General features: G+C 57.2%; 17 protein-coding genes. 9 read left to right on the top strand and 8 right to left on the bottom strand.

Features of this window, described 5'->3' with window-relative positions:
- Window positions 1–2: 2 nt before the first annotated feature.
- The 6 genes from rodA to BFP70_RS03685 all read right to left on the bottom strand — a co-directional run bounded on the left by rodA (window position 3) and on the right by BFP70_RS03685 (window position 7,673).
- On the bottom strand, window positions 3–1,142 hold the full coding sequence (rodA, locus tag BFP70_RS03710) for a rod shape-determining protein RodA (protein WP_066010014.1): 1,140 nt from the start codon (window positions 1,140–1,142) through the stop codon (window positions 3–5).
- Window positions 1,139–3,085 (bottom strand): penicillin-binding protein 2, encoded by a 1,947-nt coding sequence (mrdA, locus tag BFP70_RS03705; RefSeq protein WP_066010013.1) that lies wholly within the window; start codon window positions 3,083–3,085, stop codon window positions 1,139–1,141. The genes rodA and mrdA overlap by 4 nt, the downstream gene beginning before the upstream one ends.
- 35 nt (window positions 3,086–3,120) lie before the next feature.
- Entirely contained in the window at window positions 3,121–3,660 is a 540-nt protein-coding gene (locus BFP70_RS03700; protein WP_066010012.1) for a hypothetical protein, read from the bottom strand.
- Window positions 3,653–4,549 carry a rod shape-determining protein MreC gene (gene mreC / locus BFP70_RS03695; RefSeq protein ID WP_066010011.1) on the bottom strand — a complete coding sequence of 299 codons (897 nt, stop codon included), beginning with the start codon at window positions 4,547–4,549 and terminating at the stop codon, window positions 3,653–3,655. The genes BFP70_RS03700 and mreC overlap by 8 nt, the downstream gene beginning before the upstream one ends.
- 121 nt (window positions 4,550–4,670) lie before the next feature.
- Entirely contained in the window at window positions 4,671–5,708 is a 1,038-nt protein-coding gene (locus BFP70_RS03690; protein WP_066010010.1) for a rod shape-determining protein, read from the bottom strand.
- 405 nt (window positions 5,709–6,113) lie between these two features.
- A complete protein-coding gene (locus BFP70_RS03685; protein WP_066010110.1) occupies window positions 6,114–7,673 on the bottom strand; it encodes a 2-isopropylmalate synthase in 1,560 nt (519 codons plus the stop codon).
- Window positions 7,674–8,000: 327 nt separating this feature from the next.
- Between BFP70_RS03685 and BFP70_RS03680 the strand changes: the two genes are divergently transcribed.
- Window positions 8,001–8,642: an SDR family NAD(P)-dependent oxidoreductase gene (locus BFP70_RS03680; protein ID WP_066010009.1), complete on the top strand. Its 642-nt coding sequence runs from the start codon at window positions 8,001–8,003 to the stop codon at window positions 8,640–8,642.
- 92 nt (window positions 8,643–8,734) lie between these two features.
- On the opposite strand, the gene dapB is transcribed toward BFP70_RS03680, so the two are convergent.
- Window positions 8,735–9,541 (bottom strand): 4-hydroxy-tetrahydrodipicolinate reductase, encoded by an 807-nt coding sequence (gene dapB, locus BFP70_RS03675; RefSeq protein ID WP_066010008.1) that lies wholly within the window; start codon window positions 9,539–9,541, stop codon window positions 8,735–8,737.
- 96 nt (window positions 9,542–9,637) lie between these two features.
- Here dapB and rbfA point away from each other — a divergent pair, with 96 nt between their 5' ends.
- The 8 genes from rbfA (at window position 9,638) to BFP70_RS03635 (ending at window position 17,708) form a co-directional block, all read left to right on the top strand.
- The gene (gene rbfA / locus BFP70_RS03670; protein WP_066010007.1) at window positions 9,638–10,072 is read left to right on the top strand and encodes a 30S ribosome-binding factor RbfA; all 435 of its coding nucleotides are present in this window, start codon (window positions 9,638–9,640) and stop codon (window positions 10,070–10,072) included.
- Window positions 10,035–10,811 carry a phosphodiester glycosidase family protein gene (locus BFP70_RS03665; protein ID WP_255356582.1) on the top strand — a complete coding sequence of 259 codons (777 nt, stop codon included), beginning with the start codon at window positions 10,035–10,037 and terminating at the stop codon, window positions 10,809–10,811. The genes rbfA and BFP70_RS03665 overlap by 38 nt, the downstream gene beginning before the upstream one ends.
- A gap of 97 nt (window positions 10,812–10,908) precedes the next feature.
- Window positions 10,909–11,811 (top strand): tRNA pseudouridine(55) synthase TruB, encoded by a 903-nt coding sequence (gene truB, locus BFP70_RS03660; protein WP_066010006.1) that lies wholly within the window; start codon window positions 10,909–10,911, stop codon window positions 11,809–11,811.
- Window positions 11,812–11,847: 36 nt separating this feature from the next.
- A complete protein-coding gene (locus tag BFP70_RS03655; protein WP_066010005.1) occupies window positions 11,848–12,366 on the top strand; it encodes a DUF1643 domain-containing protein in 519 nt (172 codons plus the stop codon).
- A 93-nt stretch (window positions 12,367–12,459) separates the two neighbouring features.
- Entirely contained in the window at window positions 12,460–13,506 is a 1,047-nt protein-coding gene (locus BFP70_RS03650; protein ID WP_066010004.1) for a calcium-binding protein, read from the top strand.
- Between the two features lie 141 nt (window positions 13,507–13,647).
- Window positions 13,648–13,917, top strand: a complete 270-nt coding sequence (gene rpsO, locus BFP70_RS03645) for a 30S ribosomal protein S15 (RefSeq protein WP_066010003.1) — start codon at window positions 13,648–13,650, stop codon at window positions 13,915–13,917.
- 372 nt (window positions 13,918–14,289) lie between these two features.
- On the top strand, window positions 14,290–16,422 hold the full coding sequence (pnp, locus tag BFP70_RS03640; protein ID WP_066010002.1) for a polyribonucleotide nucleotidyltransferase: 2,133 nt from the start codon (window positions 14,290–14,292) through the stop codon (window positions 16,420–16,422).
- A 140-nt stretch (window positions 16,423–16,562) separates the two neighbouring features.
- Entirely contained in the window at window positions 16,563–17,708 is a 1,146-nt protein-coding gene (locus tag BFP70_RS03635) for a rhamnan synthesis F family protein (protein WP_066010001.1), read from the top strand.
- Here the strand turns inward: BFP70_RS03635 and BFP70_RS03630 are convergent.
- Window positions 17,689–18,819, bottom strand: a complete 1,131-nt coding sequence (locus tag BFP70_RS03630) for a nitrogen fixation protein FixF (protein WP_066010000.1) — start codon at window positions 18,817–18,819, stop codon at window positions 17,689–17,691. The two genes, BFP70_RS03635 and BFP70_RS03630, sit on opposite strands and share 20 nt — an antisense overlap.
- Window positions 18,820–18,870 lie beyond the last annotated feature (51 nt).

Raw genomic sequence — 18,870 nt, 5'->3', positions numbered from 1 at the left:
GCCTAGCGCGGGCGATGGATATGGGCCGATTGCACCAGCCCGAATGCAGCCAGTAAAATCATCATAGCCGTACCCCCGTATGACACGAGCGGCAAGGGCACCCCCACGACAGGCATCAACCCCATGACCATCGCCATGTTAATTCCAAAGAACAAAAAGAACGTGCCCGCGATCCCAAGCGTTAACAGCGATGAAAACCTGTCTTTATTCGTGACGGCCGCATGAATGCAAAAGGCCAAAATCCCAGCATACAGCAGCAGCAACGATGACGCGCCGATAAAGCCAAACTCCTCGGCCAGGGTGGTAAAGATAAAGTCGGTGTGTTTCTCAGGCAAGAAGTTCAACCGTGATTGCGTGCCTTGCATAAAGCCGCGGCCGTTCCACCCGCCTGACCCCAGCGCGATCTGAGCCTGCGTGATGTTATATCCCGCACCCAACGGATCGGCGGCAGGGTCAACGAACGTATCAATCCGGCGATATTGGTAATCATGCAGCAATTGCCAATCTGTGCCACGGCTTTCCAGAACGGCAAAGACCAGCGCGACGACAATCGCGATGACCGTCCCGAAATACCACAGGCTGACCCCGGCGGCGAACATCACCAGCCCGCCGCCCAGAACCAATAACACCGCCGTGCCCAGATCGGGCTGCATCAGCACCAAAAATGTTGGCACCAGGATCAGCACCACCGGCAATAATACCCAAATCGGGCGCGAGACCTTATCGACATCCAACCAGTCGTAATAGGCCGCCAACAGCATAACGATGGCGATCTTCATCAATTCGGAAGGCTGCACGCGGATCGGTCCCAGCTCTAGCCAGCGTTGCGCCCCCATCCCGATGGCGCCGAAAAATTCCACTGCCAATAGCAGGACAAGCGCCACTAGATAGACCAAGGCCGAGATATTGCGCCAGAACCAGATTGGTGTGAAAGCCACAGCGAACATCGCGGCCATCCCCACGCCAAAGCGTTTCATCTGCGGCTCGGACCAGGTTTCCAATGTGCCGCCTGCGACGGAATACAACATCAGAAAACCGACCGAAGCGACAGCCGACAATAAAATCACCAACGGCCAGTTGATGAACAAAATTTTGCGCATCCCGGTCGGGACTTGTTTCAGATTGGATTCAAGATAGCTCATGCGCGGCTGGTCCCGGCGTTTTGGACCGTGGCGGGATCCACCAAATCCAATTCTTCATACATGGTTTGGATACGCCCGCGCTGGCTGGACGGATAAGCATCCATCGGAGGTTTGCCGCCCGCCAGAGCAAAGAGCATTACATCGCGGCCAATCGGCGCGGCAGCGGTTGATCCGCCTGAGCCATGCTCCACCACCACGGAAACGGCATATTTCGGGTTATCAACGGGGGCATAGCAGACAAATAACGCGTGATCGCGCCGGTTCCAGGGCAGTTGGCTGTTGGAAATCACGCCGCGTGCACGTTCGGCGGCGGTAATGTTGCGGACCTGACTGGTGCCGGTTTTGCCCGCCATTTTCCACTCTGCCTTCGCGATTTTGGAACGTCCTGCGGTCGCATGGCGCCCATTGACGACCGCATTCATCCCACGCCGGACATAGGTCAGATTTTCAGGACGCACGCCCAAGGGGGCAGCTTCAGGGCGCGGTGTCTCCACGCCGTTTTCGCTGCGTATCAGATTGGGCTGCAAGGCTTTGCCCGAAGCCAGACGCGCCGTCATAATCGCAAGATGCATCGGTGAAGCCAGCACATATCCCTGACCGATCGAGGCGTTGATCGTATCCCCGATCAGCCATTCCTGACCGTATCGGCTGCGCTTCCAGTCCTTCGTCGGTGCCAACCCCTCTTGCACCGCCGACATCGGCAAGTCAGGGCGAATACCAAGGCCCAGGCGCTGCGCCATCGCACTGGTTTTATCAATCCCAACCCGTTGAGACAGCTCGTAATAATAACAGTCGCAAGATTGTTCTAGGCTTTGCGACAGGTTCAAATATCCGTGGCCCGCGCGCTTCCAGCAATGGAACCGACGCCCGGCGATCTCGCTAAAACCACGGCAATATATGGTTTCTTCGGGCGTCACCAACCCTTCTTCCAGCGCGGCAAGCGCGGTGACCATTTTATAGGTCGAGCCGGGCGGATACAGGCCTTGCACCGATTTATCGGCCAATGGGCGGTGATCGTCTTGCGTCAATTCGCGGTAATCTTTTACTGAAATTCCGCGCACAAACAGATTGGCATCAAAGCTGGGCGCCGAAGAACAGGCCAGCACATCGCCATTAGTGACATCCATCACGACCACCGCGGCAGATTCATCGCCCAGCCGTTTAAGGCAGAAGTTTTGCAGCTGATAATCAATCGTCAGCTGGACATTTTCTCCCGGTGTGCCCTCGCGGCGGCCCAGCTCACGCATCTCGCGCCCGGCGGAGTTGACCTCGACGCGACGCTGCCCGGCTTTGCCGCGCAGATCATCTTCCAGCTTTGCCTCAACGCCCAATTTGCCAAGCTGAAATTTCGGGATCATCAACAGTGGATCCGGGTTTTCGATCTTTGACAGGTCGTAATCCGAGACCGGCCCGACATAGCCCAGAATATGCGCGCAATCATCGCCGCGCGGATAAATCCGTGACAATCCTACCTCTGGCGTAACGCCGGGCAGGGCAGGGGCGTTTACCGCCACGCGGGAGAATTCTTCCCATGTTACACGGTCTGCGACGGTCACCGGCACGGTGGGCGGGCGTTTGCGCAGTTCTTCCAGCATCTCTTCGGCCTGTGCCGGGGTCATCGGGATCAAACGGCGCAGATCGGAAATGACCTTTTCCAGATCTTCGGTGTCCTCGCGCGTGATGGTAATACGGTAATTCTGTTCATTTCCTGCCAATAGCACGCCATTGCGATCATAGATCAGGCCACGCGCAGGCGGGATCAAACGAATTTTGACCGAATTGCCTTCGGCCAGCATCCGGTAATTATCCGCCTCTTCCAGCTGCATCTTGCGCATGCGCATCGCCAAGGTGCCGATCACCGCCGCCTGAATGCCGCCCAACATAAGGCCGCGCCGCGTGATGCGGATCTGGCTTTCGCGAACGGTGCGCTCTGTCTGTTTCATGGCATCCTCCTTGGCAATCGCCGGTCAGATATGGCTTAGATCCGGTGGCCAAGGTCATCGACCTCGCCCGGCACGGCACGGCGCAAACCAAAGCCCAGATGGGACAGCGCCAAAACAAAAGGGTATGCGGCCAAGGTGGTCAGGGCCTGTAACAATTCGCGCCCCAGCTGAGGCTGTTCGACCATCATCACCCCCAGCGCAAGCCTGTTCAACATCACCATCGCAACCAATATCATGCCAACCATCGCCAGCTCTGTCAGCAGTGACATTTCGCGCAGGCTGTGTTCGCGGGCCCGCAGCCATTCGGTGGCGCCCAGAACGATCAAAGTCCACAACCCAGGCGTGCGCCAAAACGTCAGATCGTCCAGAAAAAACATGGTGACAATCAAAAACGCGGGCACATAATCGGGACGGCGCTGCACCCATGCCAGGGTCAAGGCAAGTGTCAGATCCGGCCCGGGAATGCCATGATAGGTTGGTGAGATCGGCAACAGGCGCAAAAAGATGATGATCAGCGCGATGCCGATGAACAGGCTACGATAGCCCCATATGCGACGGGTCAGTGGATCAACCATCGGGTTTTTCCGCTGTTGCAACTGTGTCGGCGGTATCGGGCGGCGGTATCAGCGGACCGACATCCAGCAGCAGCTCATGCGGGTGCGACCGCAATACGCGCAGAAAATCCAGCCGTTCATAATCCGCAGACAGGCGCACACGCAGCCGGCCATTGGATTCCATCACCTGCCCGACCAGCAATCCCGATGGGAACACCCCGCCATCACCCGAGCTGACAACGCGGTCACCGGGGCGCACCTGTTCGGGATGTTCGACGAAATCAATCGGCGGAAAGGCCGAATTATCGCCAGACAGGATCGCTTTTTGCCCAGAAGGCTGCAAGGTCACCGGGATACGGCTGGACGAATCGGTCAGCAGCACCACGCGGGACGTGGTCTTCCCCACGCCAGAGATGCGCCCAACCAGGCCCAGCCCGTCCATCGTGGCCCAGCCATCCACGATCCCATCGCGAGACCCCACATTCAGCAGCACTGATTGGCGGAACGGTGAGCCGCTGTCAGCAAGCACTACGCCCGAGACGGTTGTCAATTTCGGATCCAGTCGCACCTGATTTTGTGCCAGAAGCTTGGCGTTCTCTTGCTCCAGCTGCACCGCGGCCTCTTTCCAGGCCTTCATCTGTTGCAATTCGCGCCGAAGGTCTTGGTTTTGTTCGTAAATCCTGGCGTAGGATTGAAATCCTTCGACCATGTTCAACGTTTTGGTCACCGGCACCATTGCCCAATCAAAACTGGGAACAAACCGGTCGATGAAAGCGATGCGCAAACGTTCAACCCGGGGGCTGTCAATCCGCCAGACAATGACGGTTACGGCCAGAACCATCGCGATGATCGCGATGAAAATGCGGCGCAGGGGGCCGAAATAGTCCTCGTCATCGCGGTCGCGCGCCACTTACGCCTCCGTCAGGAATTGGGTTTCTTATTTGGGGTTAGACGCCCCTATACACTGAAACGGGCGTCCCGCTCAACGCGTCTGACGCCCGTTTGTCTTCACGAAATGTAAGGTTACGCGCTTAGCTGTCGTAATCTATCACATGACGCAGTTGTTTTTCATATTCCAGCGCCTTGCCGGTGCCCAAGGCAACGCAATTGAGCGATTGATCCGCAATCGAGATAGACAGGCCGGTTTGTTCACGCAGCGCCAGGTCCAATTCCCCCAGCAACGCGCCGCCACCGGTCAACATAACGCCCCGGTCCACGATATCGGCGGCCAGATCGGGCGGTGTGGTTTCCAATGCCTGCATCACGGCATCGCAAATCTGCTGCACCGGTTCCGCCAAGGCCTCGGCGACCTGGGCCTGAGTTACCTCAACCTCTTTGGGAACACCGTTCAAGATATCGCGCCCGCGCACCGAAAGCGATGTGCCGCGCCCATCATCGGGCATCCGGGCGGAACCGATCGTGGTCTTGATCCGCTCTGCCGTGGCTTCCCCGATCAACAGGTTCATATTGCGCCGCAGATATGAGATCACCGCCTCATCCATGCGGTCGCCGCCCACACGAACCGAACGCGCATACACAATATCGCCCAGTGACAGCACTGCGACCTCGGTCGTGCCGCCGCCGATATCGACCACCATTGACCCGGTGGGGTCCGTGATCGGCATCCCGGCACCAATCGCGGCAGCGATCGGTTCAGCAATCAGCCCAGCACGGCGCGCCCCGGCAGAGATAACGGATTGACGGATTGCACGTTTTTCTACTGGCGTGGCGCCATGTGGCACGCAGACGATGATTTTGGGTTTGGACAGGGTCGACCGACGATGCACCTTGCGAATGAAATGTTTGATCATCTCTTCCGCACTGTCGAAATCCGCGATCACACCATCACGCATTGGACGGATGGCTTCAATAGAGCCGGGCGTGCGGCCCAGCATCAGTTTTGCGTCCTCGCCCACGGCCAGAACTTGTTTCTTGCCGTCCTTGACATGGTAGGCCACCACCGAGGGCTCGTTCAAGACGATCCCTTTGCCCTTTACATAGACCAGCGTATTCGCCGTGCCGAGGTCGATCGCCATGTCCGAGGAAAAGATCCCGCCGAATGTTACCATGTCCTATCCCACAATATTTAGTCGTTCCACGACTCGAAAACCGGGCCGCAGTTGAGTTTGTTCTATAGTGCGTGGGGTTCCAACGGGAAAGGTGATTTCCCTATGGTTCTGGGCCTCCTGCGGCATTCCGCCAGTCACAACCCGGTGACATTTCATTTTTCAACTTATTTCTGACTATGCCGGTGATTGAACCGCAAAATATGTCATTTTTACGATATGCACGATTTTCCTCTTCGAAAAGAATTTCCTGAGCTGACAGCGCGAGGCGGTCAGAGCGGGCCGGCAAGCACCCATTTGTCGCAGGCCGCCGGGCGGCCAAATCGGGTCTCGAATCGCGGGATCGGTGTGGAGGGCGTAAAAAAGCGGCCCGGTTTGGGCCGCTTTGATGTCATGGAAACGGTCTCGTTACTCTTTGAAAGAGACCGTTTTCATATCTGCGTCGGGTGCGGTTTTTGTGCGCCGCACGATCAGGCGGTTCAACGCCCCAACATAGGCTTTGACCGAGGCAAGGATGGTATCTGTATCGGCCGCCGACCCGGTGACGATACGGCCATCTTCTTCCAGACGAACCGAAACAGTGGCCTGCGCATCGGTGCCATCGGTGACAGCTTGCACCTGATACAGCTTCAACCGGGCGCCATGCGGAAAGATTTCTTTGACGGCGTTAAAGCAGGCATCGACAGGGCCGTCGCCTTCACATGTGGCGGAAATTTCTTCGCCACCAACGCTCATGGTCAGGGCGGCTTCCTGACCGCCGGTGCCACAGATGACACGCAGCTTTTTCACCTGCAACTGATCTTCGCCAGTGTTCGCGGCGCTGTCGGTCATCAAGGCGATGATATCTTCGTCATAGACCTCTTTTTTGCGATCCGCCAACGCCTTGAAGCGCACGAACACATCTTGCAGCTGGTTGTCGGCCAGCTCATAGCCCAGATCTTTCAGCTTGGAGCGCAGCGCGGCACGGCCTGAATGTTTGCCCATCGCGATATTGCTATCGGTGATGCCGATATCGGAGGGGCGCATGATTTCAAATGTCTCGACATTTTTCAAAACGCCGTCCTGGTGAATGCCGGATTCATGCAAGAATGCGTTTTTGCCGACGATGGCTTTGTTAAACTGCACAGGAAAACCTGAAACCTGCGCGACGCGGCGCGACAAGTTCATGATCTTGGTCGTATCGATCTGGGTGGCATAGGGCATCAGATCGCGGCGCACACGCATGGCCATCACGACCTCTTCCAAGGCGGTATTCCCGGCACGTTCGCCCAAGCCATTGATTGTGCATTCGATCTGGCGTGCGCCCGCATTGACCGCGGCCAAGGAATTCGCGGTCGCCATGCCAAGGTCGTTGTGGCAATGGGTTGCGAAGATCACCTGATCTGCACCGGGGACACGTTCCACCAGTTCGCGGATAATCTCGGCCGATTCTTCGGGCAGCGTATAGCCGACCGTATCAGGGATATTGATCGTCGTCGCGCCGGCTTTGATCGCACATTCCACCACACGGGCCAGATAGTCGCGCTCTGTCCTGATCGCATCCATTGCGGACCATTGCACATCTTCACACAGGTTGCGCGCATGGGTCACGGTCTCGTGGATCCGCTCGATCATTTCTTCTTGTGTCAGCTTGGTAATTTCGCGGTGGCTGGGCGAGGTGCCGATGAATGTGTGGATCCGTGGTTTGGCGGCGTGTTTAACCGCCTCCCAGCAGCGGTCGATATCTTTGAAATTGGCGCGGCTTAGTCCACAGATCACCGAATTCTTAGAATTTTTTGCGATTTCAGAGACAGCGGCGAAATCGCCCTCGGATGCGATCGGAAAGCCTGCTTCGATTACATCAACGCCCATGTCATCCAGCAGCGTGGCGATTTCCAGCTTTTCAGCATGGGTCATGGTGGCGCCGGGCGATTGTTCGCCATCACGCAGGGTTGTGTCAAAAATCAATACGCGGGATGTGTCGGTCATGTTCGCAGCCATTTTGGAAATTCCTTACGTCGGGCTCTTAGCGTGATTGGACACCAGATTCCAGCAATCGCGTGGAGATCCGGGGAATGGGCGCTGTCTACCTCCGAGCGGTCGCGCCCGTAAGGCACGCTCAGAGGAGGCTAAGAAGGAGGAGGCCACGAAGCGACAGGCCGCGCGCCGTGGCGTGGGCAGTCAGCTGAACATATGCAGGGCTTCGTGTCATGGCGGTGACTATACGGGCGCAATCGTGAATGAAAAGTAGAAAATGACCACATCGGCCCTTTTTTCTGATGCAAGCTGCAGGGGAAGGTACAGGAGGACAGTCAGATGCGATCATTGGTGATCGGAGATAGCGGCGGCATTGGTGCGGCGTTGCGCAATCGGTTGGCCGCACAGGGGGAGGTGATTGGCTTGTCGCGCTCACGCGATGGTCTGGAGATCACCTCTGAGGAAAGTGTGGCGCAGGCTTTGGGTGCGCTGAGCGGTGAATTTCAGATGGTTTTTATCGCTACCGGGCAGTTGGGGCAGCCAGAAAAGTCACTTTTGCAACTTTCGTCGGAAAGCTTGTTGGCGCAATTTTCGGTGAATGCCATCGGGCCGGCACTGGTGCTGAAGCATCTGTCGCGGTTATTGCCACGTGCTGAGCCATGTCATGTTGGGGTGCTGTCAGCGCGGGTCGGCTCTATCGGGGATAATGGGCTTGGCGGGTGGTACAGCTATCGAACGTCGAAAGCCGCGTTGAATCAGCTGGTGCATACAGCGGCGGTTGAGCTGAAACGCAAACACCCGCATGGCGTCATGGCCTGTTTGCATCCCGGCACGGTGGATACCGAGTTTACCGCAGGCTACACGCGCGACAAGATTGCGCCCAATGTGGTGGCGCAGATGTTGATTGATGTTCTATCGGGTTTGTCTGCGGCGCAGTCGGGTGGGTTTTTCGATTACCAAGGTAAGCGGGTGATGTGGTGAGATGGCAATGGGGCGCTGCCCCACCCCGATCCACGGGGCAAAGCCCCTCGGTTCGGGGCTCCCCGGGATATTTTTGGCAAGATGAAAAGGGATCACAGCCCCAAGACATCCATCATGTCATATTGACCCGGTGTGCGGTCTTGTCCCCAGAGTGCGGCCTTGAGCGCGCCACGGGCGAAGATGGCGCGGTCGGTCGCGACATGGCGTAGCACGATGCGTTCACCCAGACCCGCGAAGAGCACATCATGTTCGCCCACGATATCGCCGCCGCGAATGGCGGAGAAACCGATGGCGCCGGGGGCGCGCGCCCCGGTGATGCCATCGCGGCCCGATTCCGTATTTTCAGCCAAGGCAATGCCGCGCCCCTCGGCGGCCGCTTCGCCCAGCATCAAGGCCGTACCTGATGGCGCGTCGACCTTGCGGTTGTGATGGGCCTCGATCACTTCGATATCCCAGTCGGCATCAAGGGCCTGTGCGACCTTTTTGGTGAGCTGGGTGAGCAGGTTCACGCCCAGGCTCATGTTGCCGGCGCGGATCTGCACCGAGTGGCGTGCGGCGGGTTTGAGCGCCTCCAGTTGCGCATCGCTGAAGCCTGTGGTGCCGATGACATGGGCGGCGCGGGCCTGCGCGGCCAGCTCGGCAAAGCCAAGTGTGGCTTCGGGGGCGGTAAAGTCGATGACAGCTTGCGCGGTTGAGAAGGCTTCGAGCGGGTCATCGGTGACTGTTACGCCGCGTGCACATCCCATGATATCGGCCAGATCCTGTCCCACCCACGCATGTGCGCTGCGTTCAACGGCACCGACCAATCGGGCCTTGTCGGAGGCTGCAATCGTGCTGATAAGCATTTGTCCCATCCGGCCAGAGGCCCCGACGATGACGATTCCGGGCAGGTTGCTCATTGTTTTACTCCTTCGTGATCGGGATCTGCTTATATTGGGTCAGTGGGGCGGGTAAAGCCCGTTGCAGTGTGCATTGGGAAGGACTATGTGCAGCCTATGTCAAAGAACCATTCTTCTTCGGGCCGCGGGCCCACTCAGCGGCAGCTTCGTGTAGGCGAATTGATCCGTCGGACTTTGTCCGATGTATTGGTGCGTGGCGATGTGCATGATCCGGATTTGGCGCGCGTGTCGGTGACCGTGGGCGAGGTGCGATGCTCCAATGACCTGAAGGTCGCAACGGTTTACGTTGCGCCACTGGGCGGGGGCGATGCCGAAGGGCTGATTAAGGCCCTGGCGCGCAACAAGGGGGAGCTGCGCCATGTTGTGGCCAAAAACCTGACGCTGAAATTCGCCCCCGATCTGCGGTTCCGTATCGATGAGACCTTTGATCGAATGGATGAGACACGGCGTTTGTTTGCCAATGAGACTGTGCAGCGCGATATCGCCCAACCCGATGACGACAGCCCGTCAGATGATGATCTGGGCGCCTAAGCTGCGGTTGATAACCAGCGCAATTGTGGCGCTTTTCTTGGGTGCTGCGGCATGGGCGCAAGATGCACCGTGCCACGATATGGTCTTTGATGACGCAACGTTCACGGTGTGTCAGGTTCAGGCAGGTGACGATGTGCAATTGTGGTTGGATGATCCCAATGGTGCCGTGATCGGCACCTTTGAGCGATTACAACAACAAATCCCGCAGGGGCAGCATTTGGTCTTTGCGATGAATGCAGGGATGTATCATGCGGATCGGGCCCCGGTTGGGTTGTTCGCGGAAGATGGGATTGAGCAGCACAGGCTTGTGACCTCGGCAGGGCCGGGAAATTTCGGCCTGTTGCCCAATGGTGTGTTTTGTATCTCTGATCGTTTGCGGGTGATCGAATCGCGCGCCTTTGCCGCCGATCCACCCATGTGTCGCTATGCCACGCAATCTGGTCCGATGTTGGTGATCGACGGCGCGCTCCATCCGAAATTCATGCATGACAGCGATTCGGTTCACATCCGCAATGGTGTTGGCGTATCACCCGATGGGCAGGTTGCGTGGTTTGCAATTTCCGATCAACCGGTTAATTTCCACTTGTTTGCACGATTGTTCCGCGATGGCTTAGGGGCGCAAAACGCGCTGTATTTCGATGGAAAAATATCGCGGTTGACGGTTCCCGCCCTAGGCCGGGCGGATTTGGGTCTGCCGATGGGACCGATTGTTGGTTTGGTTGCGCCTGACGTGCCCTAAGTGGCTGGCTCATTGATTGACCGCAGCCACGGTTTTGGGTAGCAGGCCCGCCAGACATACCCAAGACACCAAGCATCTGGAAAAGGAGCGCTGGCCGATGGCACGCAAAAAAGGTCGTGATATTTCTGGTTGGTTGATCGTGGATAAGCCAGCGGACATGACTTCGACATCCGTGGTCAATAAAGTGCGCTGGGCGTTTGGGGCGAAAAAGGCAGGTCATGCGGGGACATTGGATCCGGCTGCTACCGGGGTGTTGGCCATCGCATTAGGGGAGGCGACGAAGACCGTTCCCTATATTACCGACGCATTGAAATGTTACCGGTTTCAGGTCCGCTTAGGGGCTGCAACCAATACCGATGATGCCGAGGGAGAGGTGATCGAAACCGCCGATGCGCGTCCGTCAGATGACGATATTCGCGCCGCGCTTGGGGCGTTCACGGGGGATATCATGCAGGTTCCGCCGCAATTTTCAGCGGTGAAGGTGGATGGTGAACGCGCCTATAAGCTGGCGCGTGCGGGCGAGGAGATGGAGCTGGCGGCGCGAGAGCTGTGGGTCGATAGCCTGGAGATGATCGCACGCCCTGATGCTGATACGGTGGAACTGGAAATGGTGTGCGGGAAAGGCGGCTATGTGCGGTCTATCGCGCGGGATCTGGGGCAGACGCTGGGGTGTTTGGGCCATGTTCTGTGGCTGCGGCGCACATGGTCTGGCCCGTTTGAGGCAGAGGATGGTTTGACAATGGCGCAGGTGGAGGAGCTGGCAAAGACGCCAGAGCTGGACGCCAAACTGCTGCCGCTTGAACTGGGGTTGGAGGATCTGCCAGAGCTGAAATGCACACCTGAGGGGGCGGTTCGGTTGAAAAACGGCAATCCGGGGATGGTTTTGGCCTCTGACGTTGAATATGGCGATGAGGCATGGGTGTCTTATCAAGGTCAGCCGATCGCCGTGGGCATCTATAAATCCGGAGAGGTGCATCCCAGCCGTGTGTTCAACCTGTAACACCTGTCTGCGGCGGGCTGGCACGGAGGTTAGCCGATGATCACGCGTGAACATCTGAAGGGGGATGCAGCGTCCATCGCGGTCTATTCAGACTGCGAGTCCTATCGTTATCTTCTGACACGTGTCTGGGACGGGGATCTGCCGCGGGCGTTGTTTATCATGCTTAACCCCTCTACCGCGACAGAGGTGCAAAATGATCCTACCGTGGAACGCTGCGAGCGGCGGGCGCGGGCGTTGGGATTTGGTGGTTTCCGTGTAACCAATATTTTTGCTTATCGTGCAACTGATCCCAAGGTGATGCGCGCGCAGGCCGATCCGGTTGGGCCTGAAAATGATCAGGCGATTTTGGACAGTTTGGATTGGGTCAACGGGACACAGGACCGTGTAATCTGTGCGTGGGGGGCGCATGGGGCGCATGGGGCGCGTGGCGCGACGGTCGAGGCACTTTTGCGTGCTTCCGGACATCGGCTGTATCACTTGGGGCTGACCAAGGCCGGCGCGCCCAAGCATCCGCTGTATATTGGCTATGAAACGCAGCCGCAGATCTGGGCCTGACCTATATTGAAATTTGCACCATAAATTGGCGCAGATGTTTCCGAAGCGTCAACAATGTTCATGTAATGTCCTGTTTGTCGAAAGGGGCATTACATGTTGTTGCTATCTGGTCTGTTGGGGCTTTTGGTTGCTGGCGTCTCATTGGGGCTGGTGTTTGACCGTGTCATTGGCGATGGCGATGGCGACGACGCCGATGCGATGTTGCAACGCGATGCGCCTTTGGACACGTCCGAAGCGGACGACACCGGCGACAGCGATGCGCAAAACGATGCAACCGCCGCCATTTTCGCTGGGCCGCCTCGTGGCGCCTCTGATGCCACCAGTGATGCAGGCGATGTGCTGTGGGGGGATGAGGGCGCCGATACACTGGCCGGCGGGGCAGGCGGTGATCAGATAAACGGATATGCGGGGGATGATCTGATTGCGGGCGAAGATGGTGGCGACAGCCTGTGGGGCGATACCGGGGACGACACGTTGATTGGCGCGCAAGATGCTGACTTGCTACAGGGTGAGGATGGCGATGACATGGTGTTGGGCGGTGCGGCCAATGACACGCTATCGGGTGGCTTTGGGGGCGATGTTTTGCACGGTGGCAAGGGTGATGACAGCGTCCTGGGTGGGGCCGGGGTCGACAGGCTTTTGGGCGACGAGGGGGACGACAGCCTATGCGGTGGCGACGGCGATGATATCTTGATCGGCGGGCTTGGCGCGGATGAATTGGACGGCAATGCGGGCGACGATTTTTTGGTCGGGCTTGTGCGGGGTGCGGAAACTGGCGAAAGTGACGTAGATCAGGCGGATTATTTGAACGGCGGCAGGGGTGCGGACACGTTAATGGTGGGGACGGGGGATTGGGCGTCCGGGGGCGAAGGTGGTGATCTGTTTGCCCTGGGGGAGTGGACAGACCCGGACAACCCACCGGTCATTGTGGATTATGATAGGGCGGTTGACCAGATTGCGGTGATCTATGACCCTGATGAAGGGGCTGCGCCCGATCTTACAATAGAGCCGTCGCAGGAAACAGAAAACGCTGCGTGGATTGTGCTGAACGGGCTGCGCATGGCGCAGGTTTTGAACGCTGCGGATCTAACGATCAAGGATGTGATGTTGGTCACACCAGCAGATTTTGCCTATTTGTGAACAGGGGAGCGGGGCGCATTTAGGCTTGCTTTTTTATCCAATTTGCCGTAGCTGCGCGCATCCGCACTTGTGGCGGTGCTTATGGACCTTGCTGGACGACATCCCGGCTTGTGCCCCAACCCTTTATCTAAGGAGATCCCGATGTCGATCACCGTTGAAGACAAAAATGCCCTGATCAAAGAATACGCAACCAAAGAAGGCGACACCGGCTCGCCCGAAGTTCAGGTTGCGATCTTGACCAAGCGCATCACCAACCTGACAGAGCATTTCAAAACCCACAAAAAAGACAACCACTCGCGTCGTGGTCTTTTGATGTTGGTTGCTCAGCGTCGTAAGCTGTTGGACTACACGAAAAACAAAAACGAAGCGCGCTACCAGTCGCTGATCCAGCGTCTTGGCATCCGCCGCTAAGCTATTCGGCCTGGCCGATTGAAACGCCCGCCTTCAGCAGAAGGCGGGCGTTTTTATATCTGCCTCTATTATGCGCATCACATCCTTGCTTAGTCGTCTTGCACATGGATGAATTCATGATGTTTCAGATCAGCGATTGGTTGCAAATTTTGAAAATGCCGCCGCGAGCATCTGTCACAGTGCCGATTGCGGTGCGTGGGCAATCGCTGCTTCCCTACAGCGCCGTTTTCGTGTATGGCCAGCCCTTATCTGAGACATGCGGCCCAAGCCCCCGGGCACATGCAAGAGGATAAGGGGGGCGGCGGCAATGGGGCCGCCATTCAAACGGGAGGCACGGGATACGCCTGTGACCTTCCAGACAGGATACGCTGAATGTTCAACGTTACGAAAAAATCCATCCAGTGGGGCGAAGAGACGCTTACGCTGGAAACCGGCAAGGTTGCACGTCAGGCCGACGGCTCTGTGATCGCCACTCTGGGCGAAACGAGCGTTATGGCCAACGTGACATTTGCCAAGGCACCGAAGCCGGGACAAGATTTCTTCCCGCTGACGGTCCACTACCAAGAGAAATATTACGCCGCCGGTAAAATTCCAGGCGGTTTCTTCAAGCGTGAAGCCCGCCCGACCGAAAAAGAAACACTGACGGCGCGTCTGATCGACCGTCCTTGCCGTCCGCTGTTCGTTCCGGGCTTCAAACATGAAGTGCTGGTGATGTGCACCGTGTTAAGCCACGATCTGGTCAATGAGCCGGACGTTGTTGCAATGATCGCCGCATCGGCTGCGCTGACGATTTCGGGCGTGCCTTTCATGGGCCCAATCGCCGCGGCCCGCGTTGGTTTTGCCGATGGTGAATATATCCTCAACCCTGAAGTTGAAGATATGACACAGCTGCGCAACAACCCTGAGCAGCGTCTTGATCTGGTCGTTGCCGGCACCAAAGACGCCGTGATGATGGTTGAATCCGAAGCCTATGAGCTGTCGGAAGAAGAGATGCTGGGCGCGGTCAAATTTGGCCATGACGCGATGCAGCCCGTTTTGGACCTGATCATCGATCTGGCCGAAGCCTGTGCAAAAGAGCCCTTTGATTTCCAGCCGCCAGAATATTCGGCGCTGTTTGATAAGGTCAAAGCAGCAGGTGAGACGCAGATGCGTGCAGCCTTTGCTTTGAAAGACAAGCAAGAGCGTTCGAACGCAATTTCGGCTGCGGTTGACACGATCAAAGCGGCGTTGTCCGAAGACGATCTGGCAGATGCGAACCTGGGTTCGGCTATCAAAAAGCTGGAATCGGGCATCTTGCGCGGTGACATCATCAATGGTGGCGCGCGTATCGACGGCCGTGACAATACGACCGTACGTCCGATCCTGTCGGAAGTTGGCATTTTGCCACGCACCCACGGATCGGCGCTGTTCACCCGTGGTGAAACGCAGGGCTTGGTCGTGACCACGTTGGGCACGGGCGATGATGAACAATTCATCGACGCGCTGGATGGCAACTACAAATCCAACTTCATGCTGCATTACAACTTCCCTCCCTATTCGGTGGGTGAGGTTGGTCGCGTAAGCGGTCCGGGTCGTCGTGAAATCGGTCATGGTAAATTGGCATGGCGTGCGCTGCAGGCTGTATTGCCAGCCGCGACCGACTTCCCCTACACCATCCGCGTTGTCTCTGAGATCACCGAGTCGAACGGCTCGTCCTCGATGGCATCGGTTTGCGGTGGCTCCTTGGCGATGATGGATGCGGGCGTTCCGCTGAAAGCACCGGTAGCGGGTGTCGCGATGGGCCTGATCTTGGAAGATGATGGCCGCTATGCCGTCTTGACCGATATCTTGGGTGACGAAGATCACCTTGGCGATATGGACTTCAAGGTAGCAGGCACCGAAGCCGGGATCACCTCGTTGCAGATGGATATCAAGGTTGCAGGCATCACGCCGTCGATCATGGAGCAGGCGCTTGCGCAGGCGAAAGACGGTCGTTTGCACATCTTGGGCGAGATGAACAAGGCGCTGGCCGCTGGCCGGACCGAATTCTCAGAGCACGCTCCGCGTATCGAAACCATGCAGATCCCAACCGACAAGATCCGTGAAGTGATCGGTTCGGGCGGTAAAGTCATCCGTGAGATCGTGGAAGTGTCGGGCGCGAAAGTCGACATCAACGACGATGGTGTCATCAAGATTGCCTCCGCCAATGGTGAAGCGATCAAGAAGGCCTATGAGATGATCCACTCGATCGTCGCAGAGCCGGAAGAAGGCGCGATCTACACCGGTAAAGTCGTGAAACTCGTCGATTTCGGCGCGTTCGTGAACTTCTTCGGTAAGCGTGATGGTCTGGTCCATGTGTCGCAAATCGCAAACAAGCGTCTGAACCACCCGTCCGATCTGCTGAAAGAAGGCCAGGAAGTGAAAGTCAAGCTGCTGGGCTTTGACGATCGCGGCAAGGTCCGCTTGGGCATGAAAATGGTCGATCAGGAAACTGGCGAAGAAGTCGTTGCTGAAAAAGCCGAATAATTTTCGCTAGAACTGACTGTTGAGGGGCCCTTCGGGGCCCTTTTTCCTGACCAGAGGTCCGCTTTCGGGATTGCTCTGGCGCGGGCCGCCGGGCAGAAGGTTTAAAACGTCACATAAATCTTTGCCCTGGAATGTTGCCTATGATCCCTGCCTGGAAAGTCAAACGCGAGATCCTTCGGTTCGGAAAGCAATTCAAAGCTGTAGTCCCCATACTGAAGGGGTGGCCGGACCGAGTTCGCTATGATGTGCAGATGCGCCCTCAGGTGATCCGCACAGAGGGAAAGCTGGTGTTGGGCGATCATGTCGCGATCGTTCTGATGTATCAGCCCAGCGGGCTGCTGCCGTCATTCCTGCGTCACCTAGACCATCTGCGCGACAAGGGTTTCAACCCGCTGATCGTGTCAAATGCGCCAATTGCGCCAAGTGATCTTGAACGGCTTAAGGATCACGCGGCATTGATCGTTCAACGCCCCAATTTCGGTTATGATTTCGGCGGTTATCGCGAGGGGGTCATGACCCTTGCGGACCGCGGGCCAATGCCTTCTACGCTGATCATTATGAATGACAGTAATTGGTTTCCGCTGCGTGATAATTGCACCTTGATCGAGACCGCGATGGCTGATCCGGCCGATCTATATGGCATTTTCTATAATACCAAGCACATCAAGGTTAATCACCGCCATGTGCAGTCCTATTTTTATCGTTTTGGGGAGAGGGTTCTGCACTCACCTAATTTCCTGACCTATTGGCGACGTATGCCGTTGTATAACGACAAGTTTCTGGTGGTGCGGCGCGGCGAGGTCAGGCTGAGCGGCTGGTTTGCAGAGCGAGGTTTCACGATCAACACTTTGCTCAAGCCCGAGGCAATCCGTGATGCAGCCATTCAAATGTCCGATGATGAGGTGCGCCGGGTTATTGATATGTCGATGAAGAGCGATCTGCGCGAGGCTCATATTTTTGCGGGGGTCATAGCTAGGATTGAGGCAGGGCAACCTTGGCGCGAAGAAGCTGATCGTGTTTTGCAAAACAGTCGCTTTGCATATTATCTGATGAATGCGCACCCGGCGTTGTTCCTTGGTCGGCTGAACATGCCTGTGATGAAAAAAAGCCGTGAGCTGGTCTTTTGGAACCAGCGCCGTGTGGTGATTGAAGAAGGTTGGCTTTCGCAGATTTCACCGATGCTGCGAGACGAGGTTCTCCATTGGGATGACGATTTTGTGCCGCCCGAACTGTCGGCGCAAGAGGTGGTCAAAGGACAGCACGGTGTCATTTCGTCAAGGACTTGACCTTGGCTGCAATCTGCTGGCCCAGATCATCGGGCAGATCATCGTAGCGCCCGTGGACCAGATAGTCATTCCATAGGTAGCCGATGAATTGCCGCGCCAGCTCGGGGTCGGGCTGCCAGTTGGCCCGCAGTGTGGCATCCAGCGCGGCCGGGGTCTCTGCGTGCTGCACCAGCCCGTCAATATTGTAGCAGGCATGGCCCAGCGTGATTACCGGGGTGCCGATCAGCAGCGCCTCAATCCCGACGGTGGAATTAAGGGTGATGACGGCGCGGGCGTCGCGGATCAGGTCAGAGGTGGTGTTGCCATTGGCAAAAATAACCCGCGGATGATCGGGGCGGGTCCCAATGACCGAGCGTTTGAAGCTGGGATGTTCCTTGATCACAAAGGTCTGGTCGGGGTTGCGCTGTGCAGCGGCCAGGATCGCGTCATAGAACTGTGCCATGTCACGGATCCACGGGCTATGCAGCGTGACCTGCATATCTGAAGGCACCTGAAACGGAACAAAAACATAATCAGTTGGCAAGGTGACGGGCGCAAAGCTGGATTTGGACGGGCGGTTGTTCACAGCCTGTGGCAGGCCATTTGCTGCAAAATCACGGCTTGGGTCCAGATAGAATTGTGGATCACGCGGCACCGAATTGGCACCATTCAATCCGTTGGGGTCAATCTGCAATGTGGCGGGGAAAAAACCGCCCTCTACGAACACGCGGGGCAGATCATGTGACACATCTGCCAACACGGATTCTGGAAAATTGGAGCCATTGAAAATGATAACAATCGGTGGGTCTTGGGCCAGTCGCAGGCGAAGGTAGCGATGTAAAAGTGCGGCCTGTACCAGCTTGACCCAGCCATAGATACCGCTGACGACGGGGTTGCCAAACAGGCCGGGCAGGCGAATGCGTTTGCGGGTCAAATTGCCTGCTATCATCGCGCGGTAACGGGTTTTGTCGCCCAGCACGGCGCAGCCCAATGCCTGTATCGCGGTGCTGATGCTGCGGTATTTGGCGATCCCCTTCAGTACGGCCAATGTGCCCGTGTGAACGGTTTCCACCTGGTCTTCCAAGACGGTATCAAACTGTCCGATGACGCCAGTGTCGAGCTTTAGAAACATGGGCCACCCCGCAGGTCAAATAAAGGCGGCGCGCGCGATCCCGCGCGCGCC

Source organism: Thioclava sp. SK-1 (assembly GCF_001705665.1).
Classification (GTDB): domain Bacteria; phylum Pseudomonadota; class Alphaproteobacteria; order Rhodobacterales; family Rhodobacteraceae; genus Thioclava.
The sequence above is the reverse complement of the archived record's forward strand: the minus strand, read 5'-3'. Positions and strand labels throughout refer to the sequence as shown.

Bases quoted from the DNA above. Each gene is read 5' to 3' on its own strand.
- BFP70_RS03700 (WP_066010012.1), bottom strand. From the start codon at position 3,660: ATGGTTGATCCACTGACCCGTCGCATATGGGGCTATCGTAGCCTGTTC.
- truB (WP_066010006.1), top strand. From the start codon at position 10,909: ATGGCACGCAAAAAAGGTCGTGATATTTCTGGTTGGTTGATCGTGGAT.
- rodA (WP_066010014.1), bottom strand. From the start codon at position 1,142: ATGAGCTATCTTGAATCCAATCTGAAACAAGTCCCGACCGGGATGCGC.
- rpsO (WP_066010003.1), top strand. From the start codon at position 13,648: ATGTCGATCACCGTTGAAGACAAAAATGCCCTGATCAAAGAATACGCA.
- BFP70_RS03690 (WP_066010010.1), bottom strand. From the start codon at position 5,708: ATGGTAACATTCGGCGGGATCTTTTCCTCGGACATGGCGATCGACCTC.
- pnp (WP_066010002.1), top strand. From the start codon at position 14,290: ATGTTCAACGTTACGAAAAAATCCATCCAGTGGGGCGAAGAGACGCTT.
- dapB (WP_066010008.1), bottom strand. From the start codon at position 9,541: ATGAGCAACCTGCCCGGAATCGTCATCGTCGGGGCCTCTGGCCGGATG.
- BFP70_RS03665 (WP_255356582.1), top strand. From the start codon at position 10,035: ATGACGACAGCCCGTCAGATGATGATCTGGGCGCCTAAGCTGCGGTTG.
- BFP70_RS03630 (WP_066010000.1), bottom strand. From the start codon at position 18,819: ATGTTTCTAAAGCTCGACACTGGCGTCATCGGACAGTTTGATACCGTC.
- rbfA (WP_066010007.1), top strand. From the start codon at position 9,638: ATGTCAAAGAACCATTCTTCTTCGGGCCGCGGGCCCACTCAGCGGCAG.
- BFP70_RS03650 (WP_066010004.1), top strand. From the start codon at position 12,460: ATGTTGTTGCTATCTGGTCTGTTGGGGCTTTTGGTTGCTGGCGTCTCA.
- BFP70_RS03680 (WP_066010009.1), top strand. From the start codon at position 8,001: ATGCGATCATTGGTGATCGGAGATAGCGGCGGCATTGGTGCGGCGTTG.
- BFP70_RS03655 (WP_066010005.1), top strand. From the start codon at position 11,848: ATGATCACGCGTGAACATCTGAAGGGGGATGCAGCGTCCATCGCGGTC.
- BFP70_RS03635 (WP_066010001.1), top strand. From the start codon at position 16,563: ATGATCCCTGCCTGGAAAGTCAAACGCGAGATCCTTCGGTTCGGAAAG.
- mrdA (WP_066010013.1), bottom strand. From the start codon at position 3,085: ATGAAACAGACAGAGCGCACCGTTCGCGAAAGCCAGATCCGCATCACG.
- BFP70_RS03685 (WP_066010110.1), bottom strand. From the start codon at position 7,673: ATGACCGACACATCCCGCGTATTGATTTTTGACACAACCCTGCGTGAT.